Annotated in this window: 17 protein-coding genes and 1 pseudogene; 8 read left to right on the plus strand and 10 right to left on the minus strand. The window is 72.6% G+C overall.

Translation table 11 applies throughout. The features are described 5' to 3' along the window. Positions 1 to 153: 153 nt before the first annotated feature. On the minus strand, positions 154 to 477 hold the full coding sequence (locus ACIRSS_RS07630; RefSeq protein WP_400891814.1) for a WGxxGxxG family protein: 324 nt from the start codon (positions 475 to 477) through the stop codon (positions 154 to 156). A gap of 254 nt (positions 478 to 731) precedes the next feature. On the opposite strand from ACIRSS_RS07630, the gene ACIRSS_RS07635 reads away from it, so the two are divergent. The 3 genes from ACIRSS_RS07635 to ACIRSS_RS07645 all read left to right on the plus strand — a co-directional run bounded on the left by ACIRSS_RS07635 (position 732) and on the right by ACIRSS_RS07645 (position 2,419). Continuing rightward, positions 732 to 1,073, plus strand: coding sequence for a hypothetical protein (locus ACIRSS_RS07635; protein ID WP_400891815.1), 342 nt, complete (start codon positions 732 to 734; stop codon positions 1,071 to 1,073). 303 nt (positions 1,074 to 1,376) lie between these two features. Next, on the plus strand, positions 1,377 to 1,745 hold the full coding sequence (locus tag ACIRSS_RS07640) for a hypothetical protein (protein ID WP_400891817.1): 369 nt from the start codon (positions 1,377 to 1,379) through the stop codon (positions 1,743 to 1,745). A gap of 323 nt (positions 1,746 to 2,068) precedes the next feature. Next, positions 2,069 to 2,419, plus strand: a complete 351-nt coding sequence (locus tag ACIRSS_RS07645; RefSeq protein ID WP_400891820.1) for a hypothetical protein — start codon at positions 2,069 to 2,071, stop codon at positions 2,417 to 2,419. A gap of 47 nt (positions 2,420 to 2,466) precedes the next feature. On the opposite strand, the gene ACIRSS_RS07650 is transcribed toward ACIRSS_RS07645, so the two are convergent. The 3 genes and pseudogenes from ACIRSS_RS07650 to ACIRSS_RS07660 form a co-directional block, all read right to left on the minus strand. Continuing rightward, the gene (locus ACIRSS_RS07650; protein ID WP_400891822.1) at positions 2,467 to 2,616 is read right to left on the minus strand and encodes a hypothetical protein; all 150 of its coding nucleotides are present in this window, start codon (positions 2,614 to 2,616) and stop codon (positions 2,467 to 2,469) included. Between the two features lie 58 nt (positions 2,617 to 2,674). Beyond that, positions 2,675 to 2,734: pseudogene (locus ACIRSS_RS07655) on the minus strand (hypothetical protein); the annotation flags it as partial. 55 nt (positions 2,735 to 2,789) lie between these two features. Then, positions 2,790 to 3,131, minus strand: coding sequence for a hypothetical protein (locus ACIRSS_RS07660; RefSeq protein ID WP_400891825.1), 342 nt, complete (start codon positions 3,129 to 3,131; stop codon positions 2,790 to 2,792). Between the two features lie 283 nt (positions 3,132 to 3,414). On the opposite strand from ACIRSS_RS07660, the gene ACIRSS_RS07665 reads away from it, so the two are divergent. Next, positions 3,415 to 4,356, plus strand: coding sequence for a glycoside hydrolase family 43 protein (locus tag ACIRSS_RS07665; RefSeq protein WP_400891828.1), 942 nt, complete (start codon positions 3,415 to 3,417; stop codon positions 4,354 to 4,356). Positions 4,357 to 5,380: 1,024 nt separating this feature from the next. Here ACIRSS_RS07665 and ligD read toward each other — a convergent pair. The 3 genes from ligD to ACIRSS_RS07680 form a co-directional block, all read right to left on the minus strand. Beyond that, a complete protein-coding gene (gene ligD / locus ACIRSS_RS07670; protein ID WP_400891831.1) occupies positions 5,381 to 7,357 on the minus strand; it encodes a DNA ligase D in 1,977 nt (658 codons plus the stop codon). Between the two features lie 72 nt (positions 7,358 to 7,429). Beyond that, entirely contained in the window at positions 7,430 to 8,980 is a 1,551-nt protein-coding gene (locus ACIRSS_RS07675) for an FUSC family protein (RefSeq protein WP_400891834.1), read from the minus strand. 254 nt (positions 8,981 to 9,234) lie between these two features. Further along, positions 9,235 to 9,792 (minus strand): TetR/AcrR family transcriptional regulator, encoded by a 558-nt coding sequence (locus ACIRSS_RS07680; RefSeq protein WP_400891837.1) that lies wholly within the window; start codon positions 9,790 to 9,792, stop codon positions 9,235 to 9,237. 124 nt (positions 9,793 to 9,916) lie between these two features. Here ACIRSS_RS07680 and ACIRSS_RS07685 point away from each other — a divergent pair, with 124 nt between their 5' ends. After that, positions 9,917 to 10,615 (plus strand): alpha/beta fold hydrolase, encoded by a 699-nt coding sequence (locus ACIRSS_RS07685; RefSeq protein WP_400891840.1) that lies wholly within the window; start codon positions 9,917 to 9,919, stop codon positions 10,613 to 10,615. A gap of 39 nt (positions 10,616 to 10,654) precedes the next feature. On the opposite strand, the gene ACIRSS_RS07690 is transcribed toward ACIRSS_RS07685, so the two are convergent. Further along, positions 10,655 to 11,533: an RNA polymerase sigma-70 factor gene (locus tag ACIRSS_RS07690; protein WP_400891843.1), complete on the minus strand. Its 879-nt coding sequence runs from the start codon at positions 11,531 to 11,533 to the stop codon at positions 10,655 to 10,657. Positions 11,534 to 11,682: 149 nt separating this feature from the next. Here ACIRSS_RS07690 and ACIRSS_RS07695 point away from each other — a divergent pair, with 149 nt between their 5' ends. Beyond that, positions 11,683 to 12,156 (plus strand): carboxymuconolactone decarboxylase family protein, encoded by a 474-nt coding sequence (locus tag ACIRSS_RS07695; protein WP_400891845.1) that lies wholly within the window; start codon positions 11,683 to 11,685, stop codon positions 12,154 to 12,156. A gap of 56 nt (positions 12,157 to 12,212) precedes the next feature. Beyond that, positions 12,213 to 12,830: a class I SAM-dependent methyltransferase gene (locus ACIRSS_RS07700; RefSeq protein ID WP_400891848.1), complete on the plus strand. Its 618-nt coding sequence runs from the start codon at positions 12,213 to 12,215 to the stop codon at positions 12,828 to 12,830. Here ACIRSS_RS07700 and ACIRSS_RS07705 read toward each other — a convergent pair. After that, positions 12,823 to 13,530 (minus strand): HAD family hydrolase, encoded by a 708-nt coding sequence (locus tag ACIRSS_RS07705; protein WP_400893408.1) that lies wholly within the window; start codon positions 13,528 to 13,530, stop codon positions 12,823 to 12,825. The two genes, ACIRSS_RS07700 and ACIRSS_RS07705, sit on opposite strands and share 8 nt — an antisense overlap. A 32-nt stretch (positions 13,531 to 13,562) precedes the next feature. On the opposite strand from ACIRSS_RS07705, the gene ACIRSS_RS07710 reads away from it, so the two are divergent. Next, positions 13,563 to 14,216: a hypothetical protein gene (locus tag ACIRSS_RS07710; RefSeq protein WP_400891851.1), complete on the plus strand. Its 654-nt coding sequence runs from the start codon at positions 13,563 to 13,565 to the stop codon at positions 14,214 to 14,216. A 22-nt stretch (positions 14,217 to 14,238) separates the two neighbouring features. Here ACIRSS_RS07710 and ACIRSS_RS07715 read toward each other — a convergent pair whose 3' ends face one another. After that, positions 14,239 to 14,694, minus strand: a complete 456-nt coding sequence (locus tag ACIRSS_RS07715; RefSeq protein ID WP_400891854.1) for a DUF4383 domain-containing protein — start codon at positions 14,692 to 14,694, stop codon at positions 14,239 to 14,241. Positions 14,695 to 14,707: the final 13 nt, after the last annotated feature.

Here is a 14,707-nt window from a genome sequence, read left to right on the forward strand (position 1 = left end):
TCCTGGGGAACCGGGCGGGGTGCGGCGTGGTTCGGTGGTCGCGTGCGCCGGTGGGCTTGGCCAGGCATGGCCGAGACCTCGGGAAACACGCAGGACTCACCTCTCCGGCGAACCCCGCTTCGAAGCTCCGTCTCCCGGGTCTCGGCCCGAACCTCAAGCGCCAGGCGGGTTGTGGCGTGCTTCGGCGGGCGGGTACGTGTTGACCGGCGGTGCCTCGCCGGCGCGCGGAGTCCGTCCCGCGGCGGGATACCCCGCCATGGCCCCGGTCTTCGGCCCGCGTCGCGCCAACCCGGCCAAGCCCAGCAACCCGGCCAGCCCGAGCAGGCCCCACAACCCGTTGTCGTCGTGGTCGGTCCCAGCGTCGGCCTGGGAAGCCACCGGCGAAACCGGCGCCGCCGAGGCCGGGACTGCCCCGGTCATCGCGATGGCCACCGCCGCGGCGGTGGCGGCCAGGACGTTTCGTGCTGTTCGGTTCATTTCGGTTCCTTCCGTTCGAGCGGACGATCACCGGCCGCGTACCCCGGCCCCTCACCTTCACACCCGCTGTCACGGGAACGGGCGACACGACCCGGTTTCCGGTGCCCGTACGGCTTTTGTAAGATGGCTCTCGGTTCAAGCCGGAGCCGTGGAAGGACGCGTGCGTCCGCCGCCGGCTGTCCTTCCCCTTTTTCTCGCGCACACGCGCATCCGCATCGCGAAACACCGTCCACGTCCGTGGGCTCGGGGGAGTAATGAAAAGTCAGCTCGTGGTCGCCCCGGTGGGGGCGACCTTTTCGGCACGTTTGATCTGCACGACCGGCGACCGCCTGATCCACCCGGCGGACGGCCGCAACGACCTCGCACGCATCGTCGTGCGCTGGGCCCGTGCCTGGGTTCCCGAAACGTGGCCCGCCCGCCAGTACTTCGCCGCGCTCGGCATCGGTGACGACGAAAACCCTTGCTACACCGACGAAGACGTCACCGGCTGGCACCTCCTCGAACCGCGTCCCGGCTCACTCGCGTGGCGGGTGCGGTCCGGCGAAATCGACGTGACGACGGCACTCACCGCCGAAGCGGAGGCTTGGCCCGGCTAGAAACCGAAGAACGTCAGCCCTGCGCCGCCCGGAAAGCGGCGCAGGGCTCTTCGGCGTGCCCGGGATACCCATTGCCGTACAAGCGATGCGGCGGCACCATGGTCGGCAAACAGTTGCGGGGAAACAGATCCGCTTAACCCATTCGGATCACTACTAGGCCGGTCAGGGGCTTGCGGCACCCACACGATGGTGGCATCGAGTGGAACCGCTGCCGCTGCGTCAGTACGTTTCCCTCACACAGGGCGGAGAACACACCTTCGCTGCCGCCCCATCCGACGCAATCGTCAATCGAGGAGAAATCCCATGCTGAAGAAGCTCGGCTTCGTCACGGCCGCCGCCGCGGCGGGCGCTTTCCTGGCCGGTGGCGTCGCCGCCGCCGGCACCCCGGACGGCCACGGCCACCACGGCCACCACCACGGCGGCTACGACCAGATGGGCCAGGTCGGCCTCGTCAACCTGAACAACACCGACGTGCTGCACAACGTGGACGTCACGCCGGGCCTGTGCGGCAACGACGTCAACGTCCTCGGCGTCCAGGTCCCGATCCGCGACTCGCTCAACGGCATCGGCGTCCCGATCCTGTCGCCGGGCGAGAACTCCGCCGAGGGCGACGGGCCGTACAACTGCGCCTCGAGCGCGGTGACCGACGGCGGAACGAGCCAGGGCAACTGAGTTTCCGTGCCGCCGCCACCCGCTGTGTGTGCGGAAGCCGGCGGCCGGCACGGGAATCCGGCGATTCGCGTCCTCGTCGTGGCGCGGGCCCGGAACGCGGAGCGAGCTGCACACTCCGGTTCCGCGTCCCGGGCCCGCCGCGACGCCGGACGTCGCCGGCACGGGTGGGACCGGTCACGACCTGGAGAAAGTGCGCCGGTCCCACCCGGCGTGAACCGCACCCTAACCGACTTGCCGCGGCCCGGCGAACCGAAGCCGGGCCCGGTTCCCTTCCCCGATCCCCCACCGGACGGTCCGGTGGGTCGCATAAGGAGTTCTTTCAAGTGATCAAGCAGCTCGGCTTCGTCGCCACCGCTCTCGCCGCCGGGATGGCGGTGCTCGGCGGATCCGCGTCCGCGACCGGCATCACCGTCGGCGGGCACCCGATCGACCACAGCGACCAGGTCGGCCTCGGCAACGTGCAGAACCTCGACGCGGTGCACAACCTGAACGCGGTCGGCGGCGTCTGCGACGACAACGTCAACGTGCTCGGCGTCCAGGTGCCGGTCCAGCACGTCGCCGACGGCATCGGCGTGCCGGTTCTCTCCCCGGGCGAGCACGACGCCGAGGGCGAGACCCCGTTCAACTGCGCCAGTGGCGCGATCTCCGACGGCGGGACCGTGCAGGACAACTGACCGGTCCAGGTCGAAGCCGCCGCGCGGTTGCCCCCCGCGCGGCGGCTTCACGTCCGGTCGAGCCGGTGCACGGCCACCTCCCGCACCACCAGGAGGACGGCCGCCGCGACGGGCACCGCCACGAACGCGCCGACCACGCTGAGCAGCTCGAAGCCGATCAGCACCGCGACAACCGTGACCAGCGCGGGAATCCGCACGGCCCGCGACCGGGACCAGGTCGAGGACGGCGACGAGCAGGGCGAGCACCAGCGGGTAGGGCACGCCGAAACCCCACAGCCAGGCGAACGTCAGGACACCCGCGATCAGCGACACCACGACGTTGCCGACCAGGTAAGCCCCGACCTCCGGAACACGGCGTCGCCGATCAGGATCACGCGCGGCCGGCGCGACCGATGCCGCGGAGGGCGGCTTCGAGCTCGAACACCTCGTTGGCGCGGCCGACGAGCGTCCCCGGGTCGCGCAGCAGCGCCAGGTGGTGCGGCGCGCCGTCCTGCAGCTGCCCGACCTGGTCGGAAAGCGGAACGGCCGCGGCGGCGAAGAAGGCCAGCCCGGTCACGACGACCAGGCCGGCGGCGAGCGCGCGGGGCATCCGGCGGGCGAGCCGGGCGGTCACCGGTTCCAGCCCGACCGCGATGAAGAACGCGATGCCGATCAGCAGCAGCACGTCGGACGCCGCGAGCACGACCTCGACGATCGCGACCGTGACGGCCACCCCGGCCGCGGCGGTCAGCCCGGCGAAGAACGGCGACCGGCGATCGAGCGGCTTTCCCGGTCTGCCCAGGGGTTTTCCTGGCGCGTGGCCGCTCCTTCGGCTTCCCCGACGGCGTGGCCGGCGCTGTGGGCGCCACGGCTTTTCGGTGCGTGCATGCGACGGCGGCTACCCGGCGGTGGCCGGTCGAATCCACCCGATCCGGGCGCGCGGGCAAGTCCACGCTTCCCGGTGACCGCGTCCGCCTGTCATTGCCGAAACCCTTGGACGGTAAGCAGAATCGCCTATGCGCAACCGGTATCTGACGCTCGCTCCCGTACTCGCGCTGGTGGCCGCGTTCGCGGTCTGCCCGGCGGCGTCGGCCGCCAGTGAACCACGGCTGCTGATCAACCAGGACTTCCCCGACCCGGACGTCGTGAAGACGCCGGGCGGCTACTTCGCGTTCTCGACGAGCACCGGTTCGGGCCGGGTCCCGGTGGCGACCGCGCCGGCGCCGGAAGGACCGTGGCGCATCACCGGCGACGCGCTCGGCGCCGTTCCCGCGTGGGCCAAACCGGACGGCGGGTTCTGGGCGCCGGACGTCACCCAGCTGCCGGACGGCACCTTCATCATGTACTTCTCGGGCGCGAAGACGGCGGGCGGGGAGATGTGCGTCGGTGCCGCGACGGCGTCGAAGGCGGCCGGGCCGTTCACTCCGGCCGGCGACCAGCCGCTGATCTGCGTGCCCGAGGACCACGGCGACATCGACCCGCAGACGTTCCTCGACGCGGACGGAACCCGTTACCTGCTCTACAAGAGCGACGGCGGGGCGACCGGCGCGCCGGCGGCGATCTGGACGCAGAAGGTCGAAGCCGACGGGCGCACGTTCACCGGCCCGCGCACGGAACTGCTGCGCGCCGACCTGAACGCGGAGAAGGCGGTCGTCGAGGCGCCGTCGGTGGTGAAGACCGCCAGCCGGTTTCTGCTGTTCTATTCGGCGGACACGTTCCAGAGTTCGGGCTACCACACGTGTTACGCGTCGGCGCCGACGGTGACCGGCCCGTTCGTGAAGGCCGACGCCCAGTTCCTGTCGACGGAGCTGCTCGGCGGCAAGGTGGACGCCCCGGGCGGCGCCGACGTCGTGGACGGGCACATCTACTTCCACGGCTGGCTGGGTGGCGCGCGGACGGCGCGTGGGTTGTACGAGCTACCGGTTTCGTTCCCGAACGATGTGCCGCGGCTGGGCTGAGGTGTCACTCACTCGGGTAGCGGTCCGGTTGGCCGGCGCGTGGCCGGTTATCCGAGGTGCGAGCGCGGAAAGGGAGGACGGTCATGACGGTGTTTTGGGGTTTGCTCGGCTTGCTCGGCCTGCTGGGGTGCGTGGGGTTGCTGCGAAGCCGGGCGGTGCCGACGGCGGCCGACCCGCTGGCCCGCTACCCGGAGGTCCGCGAGCCGGCGCGGCCGAACGCCGACGCGGCGCACACGCCGCTCATGACGCCGGTGGTCACGCCGGAGATGCTCGGGTCGGAGCAGCCGCTGAACCAGATCCGGGCGCAAGCGCAGGGGCGGGTGGAGACCCGGCCTGAGCCTCAGGTCGGGAGCCAGGCCGAGTCGGGTGCCGAGCCGCGACCTCGGGTTCACGCCGAGTCGGAGCCTGCGGTAGAAGTTCCGGCGCAGAACCCGGCCCCGGCGCACCCTCAGGTCAGGGCCGGCAGCCAGGTCGAGTCCGGTGCCGAGCCGCGACCTCGGGGCCACGCAGAGTCTGAGGCTGCGCCTGGAGTTTCGGCGGTGAGGCCGCTCCCGGCGCAGCCTCAGGTCGAGGGCGGGCGCCAGGCCGAGTCCCGTGCCGAGCTGCGGCCTTGGGGCCACGCCGAGTCGGAGGCTGCGCCTGGAGTTTCGGCGGAGAGCCCGGTGCCGGCCCGGCCCGGGGGCCTCGGCGAGCCGGAGCCTGCGCCCGGAGTCCCAGCGCAGCCTCAGGTCCACGCCGAGCCGGAGCCGGTTCGAGCCACGCCGCAGCCCGACCTTCCGCGACAGCCCCGCCATGCTCTGGCGCCCCAACCTGTCCCCGCCCGATCCGCAGCCGCGCCGACTCGGACCGCCGAACCCCAGCCAGCCGAGCCGCAGCCGTCGGTACCCGAGTCGGGAACTATCACCGGCGAAATCCCGGCGCCGCGCACGCAATCCGCCGAGGAAACGCCAACCGAGAAGACCGCCACCGGACGCAAAGCCGTGCGGAGCCTGCTCAGCCACGCCAAGCGCCTCCTCAAACGACACTAGGGGAGCGGCGCGCGACTCTCCACCAGACCGGCGAGCAGATCGCCGTGCTCGTCGACGCGGTCGAGGACCTCGTCCGCTGTGAACGTCAGGTGGTTCACGTGCCCGCACGTGCGGACCTCGTCCCACGTCACCGGGGTCGACACCGTCGGGTGGTCTCGGCCGCGCAGGGAGTACGGTGCGATCGTCGTCTTGGCCGGGTTGTTCTGGCTCCAGTCGATGAACACCCGGCCGGTGCGCTGCGCCTTGGCCATCACCGCGGTCACCGCATCGGGCGTCTCCCGCGCGAGCTGTTGCGCGAGACGTTTGGCGTACGCCGACGGCGCCGCCGGGTCGTCGGTGCGGATGCCGCAATACAGCTGCATTCCCTTCGAACCCGACGTCTTCGCGTACGGGGTCAGACCATCGGCGACGAGGACGTCGTGGAGGCGTTCGGCGACGCGGGCGCAGTCGACGACCGTCGTGCCCGGCCCCGGGTCGAGGTCGAACACCAGGCGGTCGGGCGGCTGCCGGCTCGCGTCCGGCGTCACCGTCCACTGGGGAACGTGGAGTTCGAGCGCCGCCATGTTCGCCGACCAGACCAGCGCCGGGAGGTCGTCGAGGAGCGGGTAGTCGATCGTGTCGCCGCTGCCGCGGGACCCCGTGCTCGGCAGGCGGACCGTGCGCAACCACGACGGCGCGCCGTTCGGGACGTTCTTCTCGAACCACTTTTCGCCACCGACGCCGTGGGGGTAGCGGATGAACGTCACCGGCCGGCCGGCGAGGTGCGGCAGCAGGACCGGCGCGATCCGCGAGTAGTAGTTGATCACCTCGCCCTTGGTGAACCCGTCCGCCGGGTACAGCACCTTGTCCAAATTGGACAGTGTGAGCCGCCGGTTCCCGGCCTGCACGGTGATCCGCTGCCCCACCGGCTCGGGCGGCGGGGGAGGAGCGGCGACGGGGCCGGCCGCCCGCGGGGCGAGGACGTCCGCCGGTTTCTTGTCGGCCCGCAGGCCGCGCCACGCGGTGTGGCGGACACGGCCGCCGCGCGTGAACTGCCGGTAGACGATCTCCCCGACCAGCCGCGGCTCGACCCAGCGCGCGCGGACCGTGTCCTCGCGCGGCGGCGTCGTCGCGAACGGGTGGGTGCGGCGTTCGAGCGGCTGCAACTGCGCCATCAGGTCGGCGCGAGCGGCCTGGCTGAAGCCGGTGCCGACGTCACCGATGTAGACGAGGTCGCCGGTGCCGGGGTCGTGCGCGCCGAGCAGGAGACCGCCGAGGGTGCCGGTGAAGCTGCGCTGCCCGGGGCGCCAGCCGCAGACGATCACCTCCTGCGTGCGGATCAGCGGGTGCTTGAGCCACGAGTCCGGCCGCTGCCCGGGCACGTAGGCGGAACTGCGCAGCTTCGCGACGACGCCCTCGTAGCCGGCGGACGCCGCGTGGTCCAGGAAGTCCGCCGGGGTACGGCGGTCGGCGGCGAGCTCGTCGAAGGTGACCGCGCGGACCACCGAGACGCGGTAGGGATCGGGCATCGGCAGCGCGGCCAGGAGGCGGCGGCGTTCGTCGTACGGCTCCTTCAGCAGGTCGCGGTCGCCGAGCCGCAGCAGGTCGAAGGCGAGGAACCGGACCGGGACGTCGTCGAACGGCCGCCCCTGGGGCCCGCTCTGGTGCCGGACCCAGCGGCCGCGGCGTTCCTGCATGAGCTCGAAGTCGATCCGGCCGTCTTCGCCGTAGACGACGACCTCGCCGTCGAGGTAGGCGGCCTGGCCGTCGAGCGCCGGGGCGAGCACGCCGGCGAGGTCGGCGAACTCGGGCGTGAAGTCGATGTTGTTGCGGCTGGTGAGCACGGTGGTGCCGTCCGGGGCGATCCGCATGGCGGCGCGGTAACCGTCCAGTTTGTACTCGTACGCCCATTCGGCGCCGCTGCGCAGCCGGCCGCCGTCGGCCTTGGCCAGCATCGGCTCGACCCACGCGGGGACTCCGTCGTGACCAGCCATGCCGAACCTCCGTGTGTGTTTCTCGAAGGTAACCCGTTCGGCCTAGCCGTGCTGGGTTTGTGCAGGTGAAAGCTACCGGAACGCTTGTTCCCATTCTTCGGCCCGCAGTTCGCCCGACGTCGTCCAGCACGCGGCCAGCAGGTCGTAGCCGCGGTGGACGAGCTCCACGTGCGCGGGCCAGTGCCGGCGCGTCCAGGCGAGGTCGTTGTGGGCCGAGTCGACCGCCGCGCGCGTCGTGCCCTCGAGCTCGAACTGCAGGTCGCGGCGGTGGTCCACCGCCGCGGGGCCGGTCGCGAGCAGCGTCCGCGCGGCGGTGCGGACGCGGGATTCGGTCCAGCGGAACGTCGTGCGATGGGCGTTCGGGGCGAGCAGGTACTGGGCGAGGACCGCGAGCGCGACGCCGATCAGCGTCTCCACGAGGCGGTCGCGGACGGCGGGGCCGATCGCGCCGGACGCCGCGACGCCACCGGCCAGGAGCGCGACCGGCGTGATGAAGACGGCGGCCACGGCGTAGTTGCGCGGGACGAACAGCTCGGTGCAGAACTGCAGCACCGCGATCACGGCGACCAGCGCGATCCCGGTGGGCGCGAGCAGGGAGAGCGCGGCGAAGAGGGCCAACCCGACGGCGGTCCCGGCGAAGCGCTGCAGGCCCCGGACGTTGGCGTGCAGGCGGTCGGTGCCCTGCTGCAGGACGACGAGCGCGCTGAGGACGGCCCAGTGCGGGCGGGCCAGGCCGAGCGTCGCGCTGAGGGTGCCGGCGAGCAGGCAGGTGCCGCCGACGCGCAGCGCCGTCACCGCGGCGTGCGACCGGAGGCTCGCGGAGCGTCGCAGCCGGTAACCGACGCTGGGGCGGGGGAGGGGGAGCGGCCCGGCCTCGTCGTCGGTTGCGGCGGTGAAGCGCCGGTGGGCGGCGATGAGGGTGGTGGCCAGGGCGGATTTCGGGTGGTGGCCCGCGTCGTGGACGGCGTTCCGGGCGGCCGAGAGAGCCGAGCCCGCGGCGTGCCGGAGGGCGGCGTTCGGGTTTTCGGTGTCCAGGAAGGCATCGACGGCCCGGACGGCTTGGTCGACGGCGGTGCGTTCCGGTTTTTCGCGGTCGGCGAGGGCGCCGGCCATGGACACGACGGCGGAGGACACACCGCCGAGCGCGGTGCAGAGGAGCAGGGCCGGCGGATCGGCGCCGGCTTCGGTGGCGACGAAGGCGCCGCCGCAGACGATGGCGAAGAAGAGCGCGCCGGGCGGCCCGAGCCGGAGGGCGTCCACTGTGTAGACGGCGACGACGGCGACAGCGGTGACGACGATGACGACGGCGGCTTTGCCGCCAACGGAGCCGACCGCGGCACCGAGCGCGGCGGCGAGCAGCAGGGCGGCAGCGGCGGTGAGGACCACGCGGGCGCGTACGCGGTAGGGGCGGCCTTCGCCGTAGAGGACGGCGAAGGCGCCGAAGGTGACGAAGAGCGCTCGGCTCGGGTGTCCGGTGAGGACGACGATGACGCCGGGCAGGAGGACGGCGCCGGCGGCCCGAAGCCCGGCGCTCCACCGCCGTCCGGCGGCGGGGAGGGCGAAGAGCAGGGCCCGCGGGCGGGCAATGCGGGGGAGTGGATCCTCGGGCGGCACGGCTTTCATTTCAGCACGCGGGGTGGGGTGGGTCGGAGTGAACCGTGTGCTGGGGTGAGGTGGGTCGCTACGAGGGTGGTCCCGGCGGCGGCGAGCTTGCGCGGGGTTTCGGTGCGGCGGCAGGTGCGGTCGGAGGCGGCGCAGCAGCAGACGGCACGCGGGACGGTCGGCGTTGCGGGATGGCCCGGCGCCATGGGTTCCTGGCGCGTGCGACGGCTCGCGAGTCCGCCGAGTCCTAGCCCAGCAGGGCCGGGATGGCCCGCTCAGGCCGGGAAGAAGTCCTCGACCGCTCGCCGCAGCGTCGCGCGCACGGTCTCCGCGTCGTCCAGCTCGCCGCCGTGCAACGCCCCATCGCGGAGGAGCACCAAGACCCGCGCCGCGTGGTCGGGCTCGGGGTGGCCGGCGGCCGCCGCCTCGGTGCGCAGTACCTCGAAGAACCACTTGCGGTGGTCCTCGATCACCTGGCGGACCAGGTGGTCCGGGTCCGGGTACTCGGCCGCCGCGTTGAGGAACTGGCAGCCGCGGAAGTCCTCTCCGCACGTCGCCTCTCCCACCACCGCAAGCGCCGCCGCCAACGCCTCGCGCGGAGGCTTCCCCGCCCGCGCCGCGTCGACCGCTTCGCGGATTCGGCGGCTCGTCTCCGCCAGGTACGCCGCCACCAGGTCGTCCTTTGTGGGGTAGTGCCGGTAGAACGTCGCCCGCGTCACCGATGCCTCGGACACCAGCCGCTCGACCCCGACCGCGTGGATGCCCTCCGCGTAGAAGAGCCGCGACGCGGTAGCCAGCAGCCGGTCCTTCGGGTGCACGTCGGCAGTCGTCATCGGTCCACCATAGAGAAAGACCAGTCGTTCTGCCAGATCGGCTACGTCACATTGCCAACCCGTCCGCGGACGGCCAGAGTGTGGAGACAGAAAGACCAGTCGTTCTCTCTGTGAGGAGCCATTCATGAGCAAGCCCACCATCGTCCTGGTCCACGGCGCTTTCGCCGACTCGTCGAGCTGGACGGGTGTCGTCGCGAAGCTGCAGGAGCAGGGCTTCCCGGTCGTCGCGGTGGCGAACCCGCTGCGCGGCGTCGAGTCCGACGCGGCGTACGTCGCCGACGTCGTCAAGGGCGTCGAAGGCCCCGTGGTCCTCGCCGGCCACTCCTACGGCGGCGCCCTGATCACCCGCGCGGCGACCGAGACGCCGAACGTCCGCGCGCTGGTCTACATCGCCGCGTTCCAGCCGGACGCGGGGGAGAGCGTCTTCGAGCTGTCCGGCCGCTACCCGGGCGCGAAGCTCGGCCCGGAGACCACGAACGTCCTGGTCCACGAGGGAACGCCGGAACTGTCGATCAAGCCGGAAGACTTCGCCGAGGTCTTCGCGGCCGACGTCCCCGCGGAGACGGCCGCGATCCTGGCCGTCACCCAGCGCCCGGTGGCCCAGCAGGCCCTGGCCGCGCCGTTCGAGGGCACCCCGGCGTGGACGAAGCTCCCGTCGTGGACGCTGATCGCCAACCAGGACAACGCCATCCCGGCCGCGGCCCAGGAGTTCATGGCCGAGCGCGCGTCCTCGACGGTCCGGCGGATCGACGCCTCCCACGCCGTCGCGGTGTCGCAGCCCGGCGTCGTCGCCGAGGTGATCGCGGCGGCCGCGGCCGAGTGACCCGCGGGTGATCGGCGGTGAGTCCGGCGCGTGCCGGACTCACCGCCGCAGGGGCGTCTCTTCGTCCAAACGCGACAGTTTCTCGGGGTTGCGCACCGCGTACAGGCCCGTGACGAGCCCGTCGTCGATGCGCAACGCCAGAACCGTGTCCACCTCGCCGTCGCGGCGGAGGACCAGTGCCGGGTGGCCGTTGACCTGGGCCGTCGCCAGGGATCCGCGCGCGAAGTTGCCCAGGCCGGCGGTGAGCAAGCCGGCCACCGCCGAGGACCCGACGACCGGTTCGAGGACGGCCCGCACGACCCCGCCGCCGTCGCCGAGGAACACCACGTCCGGGGCGAGGATGTCCAGCAGCTCGCGCAGGTCGCCCGTCTCGACCGCGCGCCGGAACGCCTCCAGCGCGTCGCGCGACGTCGCGGGGGACACGTCGCCGCGGGGCCGGCGCGCGGCGACGTGGGACCGGGCGCGGTGGGCGATCTGGCGGCAGGTCGAAGGGGTCTTGCCGACGGCTTCGGCGATCTCGTCGTAGTCCAGGGCGAACACCTCGCGCAGCACGAACACCGCGCGCTCGGCCGGTGTCAGCGTCTCCAGCACCAGCAGCATCGCCATCGAGACGCTGTCGGCCAGCTCGACGTCCTCGGCGACGTCCGGCGCGGTCAGCAACGGCTCGGGCAGCCACGGGCCGACGTAGGACTCCTTGCGCCGGGCCTGGGTCCGCAGCCGCATCAGCGCCAGGCGCGTGGTGATCCGGACCAGGTACGCCCGCTCGTCGCGCACGACGGCGCGGTCCACGCCCGCCCAGCGCAGCCACGTCTCCTGCAGGACGTCTTCGGCGTCGGCGGCCGAGCCGAGCATCTGGTAGGCGACGGTGAACAGCAGGTTCCGGTGGGCGAGGAACGCCTCGGTCGCGGGGTCGGCCATGGGTGGCTCCTGTTTTTTTCGGCGTCGAGCGGTCTTTCCCACCGGATGCCGGCCGCGCTCCCGTTGTGACCGTGACGGTGGTCACTGTCACGGGTCCGGACGGTTCGGCATCTCCTGGTCGACCGTCCCACGACCGGGAGTGAGGAACCATGGAACCCCGTTTCGCCTTGACCGACAACGAAATCGGCGCGAAGTTCGCCAAGCGGTTCGGCACCGCGAGCCTGGCGATCGTCCAGTCGCCGCTGCCGAAGATCACGCAGGAGCTGGTGTCGCTGCGCGTCAGCCAGATCAACGGCTGCGGCTGGTGCGTCGACATCCACACGAAGGAGCTGGCCGCCGCCGGGGAGTCCGCGGTCCGGATCAACCTCGTCGCTGCTTGGCGCGAGGCCACGGTGTACACCGAGGCCGAGCGGGCCGCGCTGGCGCTGGCCGAGGAGGGCACCCGGCTCGCCGACGCCGCCCCGGGCGTCTCCGACGACACCTGGGAGAGCGTGCGCGAGCACTTCGACGACGATCGGACCGCGGCGCTGGTCGCGCTGGTGGCCCAGATGAACTCGGCCAACCGGCTCGCGGTGATCCTGCGCCAGCGGGGCGGCGCTTACGAGCTCGGCATGTTCGGCTGACCCGAACCGGCCCGGGAGCACCCGATCCCGGGCCGGTTCGTGCTTCGCTGGGGGACATGACGAAGGCGCAGCGGTGGAACCGGTACTGGGACCGCAAGTCGGCGACCTACGACGCGGAGATGGGCGTCTGGGACCGCCGCCTCTTCGGCGACTCGCGGGAGTGGGCCTGCGGGCAGGCGGCCGGCGAGGTGCTGGAGGTCGCCGTCGGCACCGGGCTCAACCTGCCCTGGTACCCGGCCGGGGTGAGGCTCACCGGCCTGGACTTGAGCAGCGGGATGCTGGAGATCGCCCGCACGCGCGCCAGCGAACTCGGCCGCGAGGTGACCCTGCGGGAGGGCAGCGCGCACGAGCTGCCGTTCGCCGACGGGTCGTTCGACACGGTGGTGTGCACGTTCGGCCTCTGCGCGATCCCGGACCCCGCGGCGGCGGTGACGCAGATGCACCGCGTCCTGCGCCCGGACGGGCGGCTGATCCTGGTGGACCACGTGGCGGGCTCGTCGGTCTTCGTCCGCGCGGCGCAGTGGCTGCTCGAGCTGGCGAGCGTCCCGCTGGCCGGCGAGCACTTCCGGCGCCGCCCGCTGAAGCTGGTGGAGGCGCTCGGGATGCCGATCGAGCGGCGCGAGCGGTTCAAGCTGGGGCTGGTCGAGCGGCTGGTGGCCCGGAAGGTCAGCTGAACAGCTCCGCCAGCGGGCTCTCCTCGAGGTCGGCCAGCAGCGCGGCGACGTCGTCGTAGGTCGCGATCGCGCCCGCCTCCGTCAGCTCCGCCGCGCTGACGCCGCCCGACAGCACGCCGATCGTGCGCACACCGGCCTTCGTCGCGGCCCGGACGTCCCAGACCGCGTCGCCGACGAAGATCGTGTCCTCCGGGGCCGTGCCCGCCTTCTCGAGGGCCACCCGCACCGGTTCCGGATCCGGTTTCGTCGCTTCGACGTCCGAGCCGGCGACGATGTCCTGCACGACGTCGTCGACGCCGAGGGTCTTGCGCAGCACGTCCAGCTCGTCGGGACCCGCCGACGTCGCCAGGACGACCCGCACGCCCTTCGCGGCCAGCGCCCGCACCAGCTCCGGGGCCTGGGCGAACGGCCGCAGCAGCTCCGCTGTCTCCAGGTAGTAGCGGCTGTGCAGCTCGTTGGCTTCGTCGCCGACGCGCTCGGCGTCTTCGTCGCCCAGCAGGGTGCTCAGCAGCTTGCCGGAGCCCTTGCCGATCGCGCGGTGCACGCGCCAGGAGTCGACCTTCCGGTCCAGCTCGTGGAAGGCGCGCCGCCAGGCGTGGACGTGGAGGTAGTTGGAGTCGACGAGCGTGCCGTCGACGTCGAACAGGACCGCGGTGGCGATGGTGGTCTCCTCGGGTTTCTGCGGGCTCCGGGTGGGTATCGCCCGGGTACCCGACGCGAGAGGACCTACACATGACGACGCCGGTGACCGAACTGGTGGCGGCCGGCTTCCGCGGGCTGGCGGCCCTGCGCCGCGCCCGCGCGTTTCACCCGGCCGGGCTGGTGCTGCGCGGCGAGCTGCGGCCCGTCGACGACGACCTGCCGTGGCCGGCCGGGCCGACGGCGGTCGTCGCGCGGCTGTCCAAGGGCGCCGGCACGCCCGGCCGGCTGCCGGACGCGCTCGGCTTGGCGGTGCGGATCCCCGGCGCGGGCCGCGACGGCGGCCCGTGGGACCTCACCCTGACGACGGCGGGCAGCGGGCACGTCGGCCGGATGCTGCCGCGCCCGGCGGCGACGTGGACCGGCGGGGCGTACAGCAGCCTGGTGCCCTACCGCCGCGCGGATCGGCTGATCTGGCTGGCGGCGTGGGCATCGGCGGAGTCGCCGCGGCTGGACGCGTCGCTCGAGTCGGTGGTGGCGGCGGGCGGCCTGGGGTTCGTGCTGCGGACGGGCCGGGAGGACGGGCGCTGGTGCGACAGTGCTGAGCTGACCCTGTCGGAGGTCGGGGGAGACGCGCCGGCGTTCGATCCGATGCTCAACCGGCCCGCGGGTCTCGAGGTGGCGCCGGGGTGGCTGGCGCAGGTGCGGGAAAAGGCTTACGCGGGGAGCCGGGCCGGGCGGCCGTGAGGAGTCGCCCGGCCCGGGTGACTCAGCGCGAGTCGGCAATCGGGCCGCGCGTCGCGCCCAGCGGGATCAGGCCGAGCGCGACCATGCCGACGCCGAGGCCGAGGTGCAGCCAGTTGTCGGCCGTGTTGACCGGCACGAAGTTGGCCGCGCTGCCCTGGTCGATCAGCAGGCCGTAGAGCCACAGCACCAGGTAGACCACACCGCCGCCGACGAGGAACGCCTTGGCGCCGCCCGGAGTCCGGGCCAGCGCGAGCCCCGCGACGCCGAACGCCAGGTGGACGATGTTGTGCAGGATCGAGACGGCGAAGATCCCGAGCAGCAGCGCCCCGGAGTGGTGCCCGGCACCGGTGAGCATGTCGTAGTTCGTCGTCACGCCGGGGATGAACCCCAGCACGCCGACCAGCAGGAAAACCACTGCCACGATCGCCGCGAGCAGCTGGCGCGGGGTCCGCCGGACGGCGGTCTCCGTCGATGCCATGGTGGTTCCTCCG

It is taken from the genome of Amycolatopsis sp. NPDC101161 (genome assembly GCF_044768185.1).
Classification (GTDB): domain Bacteria; phylum Actinomycetota; class Actinomycetes; order Mycobacteriales; family Pseudonocardiaceae; genus Amycolatopsis.

What these genes read in the sequence shown, in the direction of transcription:
- ACIRSS_RS07630 (WP_400891814.1), bottom strand. Translation starts at nt 477, where the DNA reads ATGAACCGAACAGCACGAAACGTCCTGGCCGCCACCGCCGCGGCGGTG.
- ACIRSS_RS07635 (WP_400891815.1), top strand. Translation starts at nt 732, where the DNA reads ATGAAAAGTCAGCTCGTGGTCGCCCCGGTGGGGGCGACCTTTTCGGCA.
- ACIRSS_RS07640 (WP_400891817.1), top strand. Translation starts at nt 1,377, where the DNA reads ATGCTGAAGAAGCTCGGCTTCGTCACGGCCGCCGCCGCGGCGGGCGCT.
- ACIRSS_RS07665 (WP_400891828.1), top strand. Translation starts at nt 3,415, where the DNA reads ATGCGCAACCGGTATCTGACGCTCGCTCCCGTACTCGCGCTGGTGGCC.
- ligD (WP_400891831.1), bottom strand. Translation starts at nt 7,357, where the DNA reads ATGGCTGGTCACGACGGAGTCCCCGCGTGGGTCGAGCCGATGCTGGCC.
- ACIRSS_RS07675 (WP_400891834.1), bottom strand. Translation starts at nt 8,980, where the DNA reads ATGAAAGCCGTGCCGCCCGAGGATCCACTCCCCCGCATTGCCCGCCCG.
- ACIRSS_RS07680 (WP_400891837.1), bottom strand. Translation starts at nt 9,792, where the DNA reads ATGACGACTGCCGACGTGCACCCGAAGGACCGGCTGCTGGCTACCGCG.
- ACIRSS_RS07685 (WP_400891840.1), top strand. Translation starts at nt 9,917, where the DNA reads ATGAGCAAGCCCACCATCGTCCTGGTCCACGGCGCTTTCGCCGACTCG.
- ACIRSS_RS07690 (WP_400891843.1), bottom strand. Translation starts at nt 11,533, where the DNA reads ATGGCCGACCCCGCGACCGAGGCGTTCCTCGCCCACCGGAACCTGCTG.
- ACIRSS_RS07695 (WP_400891845.1), top strand. Translation starts at nt 11,683, where the DNA reads ATGGAACCCCGTTTCGCCTTGACCGACAACGAAATCGGCGCGAAGTTC.
- ACIRSS_RS07700 (WP_400891848.1), top strand. Translation starts at nt 12,213, where the DNA reads ATGACGAAGGCGCAGCGGTGGAACCGGTACTGGGACCGCAAGTCGGCG.
- ACIRSS_RS07710 (WP_400891851.1), top strand. Translation starts at nt 13,563, where the DNA reads ATGACGACGCCGGTGACCGAACTGGTGGCGGCCGGCTTCCGCGGGCTG.
- ACIRSS_RS07715 (WP_400891854.1), bottom strand. Translation starts at nt 14,694, where the DNA reads ATGGCATCGACGGAGACCGCCGTCCGGCGGACCCCGCGCCAGCTGCTC.